This is a genomic window from Aestuarium sp., assembly GCF_023253315.1.
Lineage (GTDB): Bacteria > Pseudomonadota > Alphaproteobacteria > Rhodobacterales > Rhodobacteraceae > Marivivens > Marivivens donghaensis.
Genome location: NZ_JALRGW010000010.1, coordinates 73,573 through 80,866 on the forward strand (window position 1 = coordinate 73,573; position 7,294 = coordinate 80,866).

Genomic DNA, 7,294 nt, shown 5'->3' on the forward strand with positions numbered 1-7,294 from the left:
CGTGATTGGCGGAGGTCAACCTAGCTCGGCATTAATTCACGCAAAATGGTCCTCGTAGCTTCGGCCATTGGGTTCATCGTCGCTTTGAGAATTTCGAGCCTGTCGAACTGGTCAGGATGATCTGTCAAAGTCTGGCGAAGTGCCGCGCCGAAGATCATCCGCAATTCTGTCCCGATGTTGAATTTGCAGACATTCGACCCTTGAGCCAACTCGCGCCGTTGCGCCGAAGGAACGCCTGATCCGCCGTGGATGACGAGTGGGACGTTTGTGACCGCTTCAATCGCGTGAATTCGGTTGAGGTCCAAACCCGCGCCCTCGGTTTGCTGCAGGTGCACGTTTCCAACCGAAACGGCCATTGCGTCAACGCCTGTTTGCCGAGCAAATTCTGCCGCTTCGCTTGGGTCTGTTCCGGCCGATTGTTCGCCGTTCGCATAGCCCACAAAACCAATTTCGCCTTCACAAGAGACCCCCGCACGGTGCGCCATTTCCACAATGGCTGCGGTTTCATCAATGTTCTCACGCAAGGGTTTGCGCGATCCGTCGAACATGACAGAGGTAAAGCCTGCATCAATTGCCATCCGACAGTCGTCGAGCGAATATCCATGGTCGAGGTGTGCGACCACGGGAACTGTTGCTTGCTCAGCGAGATGGCGGAACATTTTGCCCAAAATTGGTAGCGGCGTATGTGCACGGCAAGACGGGCCAGCTTGCAAGATCACAGGACATCCTTCGGCTTCGGCGGCCTCAACATAGGCGCACATATCTTCCCAACCCAATGTGACTAGACCAGCCACGGCATAGCCTTGCTTGAGTGCGGGTTGCAAAACCTCGGCGAGCGTCGCGATGGTCATTTGAATTTGGCCACCATGTCTTTGATGCCTGGGATCGTTTCGACCTGATAGGCATGGGTGGGCTGGAAAAACTGAACGAGACTGCGCTGGCTGAGGCCGCCGAGAATGGTGAAATAATACATCTCATACCCAGGCAGTACAGCGCAGGGGTGATACCCTTTGTCGATGCAAATGGTTGAGCGGTCCATCAGTTGATAGGCATCGCCAACCTTGCCTTCTTCGCGTTGAAGGATCTGAACGCCCCCGCCGTGGTTCGGACGAAAACGGAAGTTATAGGTCTCATCATGACGTGTCTCGATAAGGGTGCCATTTTCGTCCCAACGGTCCGTGTCGTGTTTGTGCGATGGGAACCCAGACCAGCCACCTTGGCCTACGGTAAAGAGTTCGGACACCAATAGACGTCCAACTTTATCATGTTGTTTCTGGCCAAGGATGTGTTTGATCTTGCGATGGGTCTTTGTGTCGTCCGACCCGTATTGGACTTTGTCGATGTCTGCGACACGCACATCAAACGGGTCGAGAACTTTGTCGTATCTGGCGCCCGCGATAAAGGTTTCAGTATCACGTTTTGCGACTAGCGTTACCTTCGCGCCTGACGGGGCATAGGCGCCCTCTGGTTCCCCATCCCACACATCGACGCCACGATTGCCCAGGTCGGCAAAATGAACACCCTCGACGTCGACATCGACGGTGCCTGTCGCAGGTGCGATGCAGGTTTCGTAATTCGGCACCTGATAGGTAAACGCTTCGCCCGCTTTGAGTTTAACGATGTTGAAGTAGTTTAGCGGAACCGTTGGATCATCGACATCCACGATCGGTTTGTTTTGGTTGTCATGTGGGGGGATATGCATTGATCTCTCCTTAGGCCACCTGGGTGGGGCCGGGGTGATTGGCCAAAAACGTGTCGAGGTCATCGGGGTAGGGCATAGCGGGGGCGCACCCCGGTTTGCCGACAACGATTGCAGCGCAGGCTGATCCACGCAGAAGCGCTGTGTGCAGGTCATGACCGTCTGCGATAGACGTCAAAAAGCCTGCCATGAAACTGTCGCCTGCACCGGTCGGTTTGACGGCTTTGACAGGGTAAACGCCCGTTCGCAATTCGGTGCCGTTATGAAAAGTCACCGCGCCATGTTCGCCCATTTTGTAAACGACGATCTGCGCAGAGGTCTCAGCGAGTTCCCGCGCTTTTGCGAGGCCGTCGTCCTTGCTGCCTGCCATAAAGCCGAACTCATCGTCATTGCCGATGATCACATCGGACATTGAACCTGCGCGTGATAGGACCTCTTCGGCGACCTGTGCACTGGGCCAACTATAGGGGCGGTAATCCACGTCAAAGATGATCGGTAAGCCTGCCGCGCGCGCCAACTCAAACGCGCGAAACGCAGCTGAACGTGATGGCTCTGCGGCAAAGACGGTGCCTGCGGCGATCAAAGTCCCAAATTTGCTGTAGTCGACCGCCTCAACGTCGGCGACTGTCATTTCAAAATCGGCAGCCCCGTTGCGGTAGATCACCGATTGGTGGCCCACAACACGTGTTTCATAGACAGCGAGCGAATTGCGAGCTTCCCCGCCTTGGGGGATCACGTATTCGCAGCCGACCCCATAGTGTTTGAGTTTCCCAACACAGAACCGACCAACGGCATCGTCAGAGACGCGGGTGACGAGCGAGGCCTGACCACCCAGTTTTACGATCCCAGCCGCAATGTTGGCGGAGGATCCGCCCATATCAGCATTAAACGTCGTCGCGTCTTCAATCGCGATGCCTGTATCAGCAAAGAGGTCCATGCCGACACGGCCTAAGACGACATAGCTGTTACGCTTTATGGCGTCGAAAATATCCATCTCTCAGCTAACCCTCGATTTGTGATCCCGCCGACCGCGATGCGCGTTTGACGCTTGCATGACTTTGAACGGAAGGATACGAATATTGCAAGCGGTTGCAAACTGATTTTGCGGGAGGGGTTTTATGGCGGAAATCGGGATCGGTATCATCGGCGGTGGATACATGGGGAAGGCCCACGCCGTTGCCATGTCAGCCGTCGGTGCGGTGTTCAACACGACCCTTCGTCCGCGTTTGGAAATGGTCTGCGCCAGTTCCAAGGCTTCGGCTGAACGCTACCGCGTCGCCTATGGTTTTGCGCGTGGCACTGATAACTGGCGTGAATTGGTCAATGACCCCAAGGTCGAGGCCATTGTTATCGCATCCCCGCAGGCCACCCACCGTGCGATCGCCGAGGCGGCATTTGCGCTGAATAAACCTGTCTTTTGCGAAAAGCCGCTCGGAGCCTCGCTCGACGATAGCCGCGCGATGGTGGCTGCAGCCGAAGGGCAGGTTAGCATGGTGGGCTTTAACTACATCCGCACCCCCGCCAGCCAATTCGCCCGCCAGCTTATCGCTGAAGGTGCGATTGGCGACGTTGTTTGGTTTCGCGGCGAACACACAGAAGACTTCTTGGCCGATCCGAATGCGCCTGCCAATTGGCGGACCCAAGGCGATGCGAACGGCACGATGGGGGATCTTGCGCCCCATATGATCAATGGCGCCTTGGCGCTGATCGGTCCGATCAAATCGGTGATTGCAGAGATCGAAACGGTTCACACCAACCGCCCAGGTGGGATCGTAACCAATGACGATCATGGGCAGCTGATGTGCCGCTTTGCCAATGGCGCAATGGGGCAGATGTATTTTAGCCGCGTCGCACATGGTCGCAAAATGGGCTACGCCTATGAGATTACAGGAACCAAAGGGGCCATCCGCTTTGATCAAGAGGATCAGAACGCGATCTGGCTTTATTCCATGGATGAACCCGAGGCGACGCGGGGCTTCCGCAAAATTCTGACGGGCCCCGCGCACCCCGATTACCTGCCCTTCTGTCAGGGACCGGGGCATGGCACGGGCTATCAGGACCAAATCATCATCGAAGCCCGTGATTTCTTGCGGGCGATTGAAACGCGCTCTCCCGTCTGGCCGACCTTTGAGGACGGCATGGAGGTGAACCAAGTGATTGAGGCGTCGATGGCATCATCGCGAAGCAAGGCTTGGGTTGAAGTATCGTCTGTCTGATTGCGTTTGAAAGGCGCCAGTAAATGACCATTAAAATCGCAAACGCCCCGTGTTCATGGGGGATCGAATTCGCTAGCGACCCGTCCTATCCGACATGGCAGTCGGTTTTGGATCAGTGCGCAGGGGCAGGGTATAAGGGGATCGAGCTTGGCCCGATTGGCTACATGCCCGAAGACCCTGCGGTCCTCGCGCCAGCCTTGGCAGAGCGCGACCTAGAGATCGTCGGCGGCGTTGTGTTCCGCCCCTTCCATGATCCCGCAAAGTGGGACGAGGTGATGGACGCAAGTGTTCGCACCTGCAAGGCGCTGGTTGCGCATGGGGCAGAGCACCTCGTTCTGATCGATAGCATTTCGCCACGCCGCGCAGCCACCGCTGGCCGTGCGAATGAGGCCGAGCAGATGGACGCAGACGAATGGCGCGCGTTTCGGGATCGTATCGCGACCATCGCGAAAATGGGCACCGAAGAATACGGCCTAACCACCAGTATTCACGCCCATGCCGCGGGCTTTATCGACTTCGAGCCAGAGCTGGAAAGGCTCTTGGATGAGGTCGATGAAAGCGTGCTTAGAATCTGCTTTGACACGGGCCACCATTCCTATGCGGGGTTTGATCCAGTCGCCTTTATGAAACGGCACATCGACCGCATTTCCTACATGCACTTCAAAGACATCAACCCCGTCGTAAAGGCAGACGTTGTCGCCAATCGGACCGATTTTTACAAAGCTTGCGGACAGGGTATTTTCTGCAACCTTGGTCAGGGCGATGTCGATTTTGCGGCTGTTCGGCAGGTCCTCCTCGACGCTGGGTTTGAGGGATGGTGCACGGTCGAACAGGATTGCGACCCGTCCATGCCGGGCACGCCGCTAGAGGACGCCCGCGCAAACCGTCAGTACCTTCAATCCATAGGCTTTTGAGGAGACCGAACATGGCAAAGCTAAAATGGGGCATGATCGGCGGCGGTGAAGGCAGCCAAATTGGACCCGCGCACCGTTTGGGGGCTCAGGCGGATGGGCGTTTCGAGTTTGTCGCGGGCGCACTGGATCATCGTCCTGATGTGGGACGCGACTATGCGCAACGGATCGGGATCGCTGAGGATCGTGCCTATGGCTATTGGCAAGAGATGCTGGCAGGAGAAAAGGGGCGCGACGATCGCGTTGACCTCGTGACCGTGGCAACTCCTAACGCTACCCACTTTGAAATCACAAAAGCGTTCCTTGAGGCTGGGTTCAACGTGCTGTGTGAAAAGCCGATGACCATGACCGTCGAAGAGGGTGAAGAGATTGTTCGGATCGCAGAAAAGACGGGCAAAATCTGCGCCGTGAACTACTGCTATTCGGCCTATCCGATGGTGCGTCAGGCTCGTGCGATGGTCCGTGCTGGCGAGATCGGGAAGGTGCGTCTAGTCGTCACGAACTTTAGCCACGGGCACCATGGCGATGCGACCGATGCTGACAACCCGCGTGTGCGGTGGCGGTATGACCCCGCGATGGCGGGGGTGTCGGGGCAGTTCGCTGACTGCGGTATCCACGCGCTCCATATGGCGACGTTTATTGCCGATGATACGGTTGAAAAATTATCGGCGGACTTTGCCTCCACAATCCCGAGCCGCGTGCTCGAAGACGATGCGATGGTCAATTTCCGAACGGCGGGTGGCACCGTTGGTCGTTTGTGGACCTCGTCCGTGGCCATTGGTCGCCAGCACGGGTTCGACATTCAAGTCTTTGGCGAAACGGGCGGCTTGCGTTGGGCGTCCGAGCAGCCGAACCAGTTGATCTACACGCCCGTTGGTGGGCGCACGCAGATCATCGAAAAAGGCGAAGGCGGGCTGCACGAGGACGCACAGCGTCTGTCCCGTGTTGCCATTGCCCACCCAGAGGGGTTCCCATTGGCCGTGGCGAACATCTACTGCGATCTCGCCGATGCGATTCGTGGTGAGACACGTGATGGTTTGCCCAATGCAGCAGATGGTGTGCGGTCAATGGCGGCTGTTCACACCGCGGTTGCTTCGGTAAAACAGGGCGGCGCATGGATGGATGCCCGCCCGCCAATGTTCCGTTAACGGCACTGGATCGGGCGCAACGTTTTGCGCTCGACCACATGACATGGGAACAATCGTGCCTCTGGGTAGCGGTCTGGATTTTCGAGCATGGCCACCATCAGTTCGACCGAAGACGCAATGATCTGCGCGATTGGTTGGTGAATGGTGGTCAGGGCGATGTTTTCCCAGCCCGCCATCTCCATGTTGTTGAATCCGATCAGCCCGACATCCTGTGGCACACCTTTGCCAAGATCTTGAAAACCACTCAAGATGCCGACAGACAAAACGTCGTCACCGCCGAAATAGGCTTCTGCTAGACCGTTTTCAGCCAGTCGTAAGATTTCAGCGCGTCCGGCCTGAAACGAATATGCTGAGGCAAAGCTGTATGTAAACGCGATGTCTGGATGCTGTGCCATCTCCGCCCGAAAGCCTTCGAGACGGTCCAAGGTCGAGGTTGCTCGCATCGGTCCGCCCAAAAACGCGATGGATTTGTATCCTCGGGACACCAACTCACGTGCCGCCATCCGTCCTGCGGCGACGTTATCGATCCCTACGACGTGAACATCAGGGCTTGTTGCGTGCCGTCCAAAGGTATTCACGACAGGGATGTTCTTATCCCGAAAGGCCTTGGAAAATTCGGGGGGGAGAGTGGACGACACCACCATAACACCATCAACCGAATACTGTTGTAACATCCGCACCGAATTTTCAGGGTCTGTTTCATTGCTCAAGTTGACGAGCAACGGGCGGAGGCCGCAGTCCTGCAGTGCTCGGGTAAATCGGTCGAACACTTCCAGAAAAACAGGGTTGTACAAGTTGTCAGAGACAAGGCCGATCAATTTGGTTCGACGCGTGGTCAGGCTCCGCGCGATAAAGTTTGGACTGTAGCCCAACTCTGCCGCCGCCTTTTCGACCTTTTTGCGCATTTTGTCAGAGACAGACGCCCCATCCGTAAAGGTCCGCGACACCGCAGAGGTCGATACGCCAGCCCGTAAGGCAACATCCTTGAGCGTCGGTGTCATGCGGTCTAATCCTACGTGATTTCTCTTGCAGCCAACCTACACAAGTCTGGAACAAGGCTCAGCAAAAAAGTAAAATTTTGCAATCGATTGCATCCTCATATTCGGCGGAGCAGGGTGCTTCGGTAGTTCTGCCGTGCGGATTAGGGTTGCCATGGACTCAGACATGACCGTCGCCTGAATAATGATACGAAGCCCGGAGCAAGCTGAGTGATAGTTAAGGAAAAGTCCTATCCAATATGAAATGATGGCTCAAGACACGTTGCGACATTTTCCGCTATCTCAGTTTCATGATCTCTTCTCTGAAGGCTTCTGTTGGGGT

At 56.2% G+C, this 7,294-nt stretch carries 7 protein-coding genes; 3 read left to right on the forward strand and 4 right to left on the reverse strand.

Features of this window, described 5'->3' with window-relative positions:
* Nucleotides 1-20 precede the first annotated feature (20 nt).
* The 3 genes from AC1QQ2_RS07430 to iolC are packed head-to-tail and all read right to left on the reverse strand — an operon-like array spanning nt 21 to nt 2,693.
* Nucleotides 21-851, reverse strand: a complete 831-nt coding sequence (locus AC1QQ2_RS07430; protein WP_479712666.1) for a class II fructose-bisphosphate aldolase — start codon at nt 849-851, stop codon at nt 21-23.
* A complete protein-coding gene (locus AC1QQ2_RS07435; protein ID WP_479712667.1) occupies nt 848-1,702 on the reverse strand; it encodes a 5-deoxy-glucuronate isomerase in 855 nt (284 codons plus the stop codon). Before AC1QQ2_RS07435 ends, AC1QQ2_RS07430 begins: the two co-directional genes overlap by 4 nt.
* Nucleotides 1,703-1,712: 10 nt before the next feature.
* Nucleotides 1,713-2,693 (reverse strand): 5-dehydro-2-deoxygluconokinase, encoded by a 981-nt coding sequence (iolC, locus tag AC1QQ2_RS07440; RefSeq protein ID WP_479712668.1) that lies wholly within the window; start codon nt 2,691-2,693, stop codon nt 1,713-1,715.
* A gap of 124 nt (nt 2,694-2,817) precedes the next feature.
* Between iolC and AC1QQ2_RS07445 the strand changes: the two genes are divergently transcribed.
* Genes AC1QQ2_RS07445 through AC1QQ2_RS07455 form a run of 3 tightly spaced genes read left to right on the forward strand, consistent with a single transcriptional unit; the run spans nt 2,818 to nt 5,974 of the window.
* The gene (locus AC1QQ2_RS07445; RefSeq protein ID WP_479712669.1) at nt 2,818-3,915 is read left to right on the forward strand and encodes a Gfo/Idh/MocA family protein; all 1,098 of its coding nucleotides are present in this window, start codon (nt 2,818-2,820) and stop codon (nt 3,913-3,915) included.
* 23 nt (nt 3,916-3,938) lie between these two features.
* Nucleotides 3,939-4,829, forward strand: coding sequence for a TIM barrel protein (locus AC1QQ2_RS07450; protein WP_479712670.1), 891 nt, complete (start codon nt 3,939-3,941; stop codon nt 4,827-4,829).
* An 11-nt stretch (nt 4,830-4,840) separates the two neighbouring features.
* Nucleotides 4,841-5,974, forward strand: coding sequence for a Gfo/Idh/MocA family protein (locus tag AC1QQ2_RS07455; RefSeq protein ID WP_479712671.1), 1,134 nt, complete (start codon nt 4,841-4,843; stop codon nt 5,972-5,974).
* Here the strand turns inward: AC1QQ2_RS07455 and AC1QQ2_RS07460 are convergent.
* Nucleotides 5,971-6,975, reverse strand: coding sequence for a LacI family DNA-binding transcriptional regulator (locus tag AC1QQ2_RS07460; RefSeq protein ID WP_479712672.1), 1,005 nt, complete (start codon nt 6,973-6,975; stop codon nt 5,971-5,973). The two genes, AC1QQ2_RS07455 and AC1QQ2_RS07460, sit on opposite strands and share 4 nt — an antisense overlap.
* Nucleotides 6,976-7,294: the final 319 nt, after the last annotated feature.

Bases quoted from the DNA above. Each gene is read 5' to 3' on its own strand.
- AC1QQ2_RS07460 (WP_479712672.1), bottom strand. From the start codon at position 6,975: ATGACACCGACGCTCAAGGATGTTGCCTTACGGGCTGGCGTATCGACC.
- AC1QQ2_RS07435 (WP_479712667.1), bottom strand. From the start codon at position 1,702: ATGCATATCCCCCCACATGACAACCAAAACAAACCGATCGTGGATGTC.
- iolC (WP_479712668.1), bottom strand. From the start codon at position 2,693: ATGGATATTTTCGACGCCATAAAGCGTAACAGCTATGTCGTCTTAGGC.
- AC1QQ2_RS07430 (WP_479712666.1), bottom strand. From the start codon at position 851: ATGACCATCGCGACGCTCGCCGAGGTTTTGCAACCCGCACTCAAGCAA.
- AC1QQ2_RS07450 (WP_479712670.1), top strand. From the start codon at position 3,939: ATGACCATTAAAATCGCAAACGCCCCGTGTTCATGGGGGATCGAATTC.
- AC1QQ2_RS07455 (WP_479712671.1), top strand. From the start codon at position 4,841: ATGGCAAAGCTAAAATGGGGCATGATCGGCGGCGGTGAAGGCAGCCAA.
- AC1QQ2_RS07445 (WP_479712669.1), top strand. From the start codon at position 2,818: ATGGCGGAAATCGGGATCGGTATCATCGGCGGTGGATACATGGGGAAG.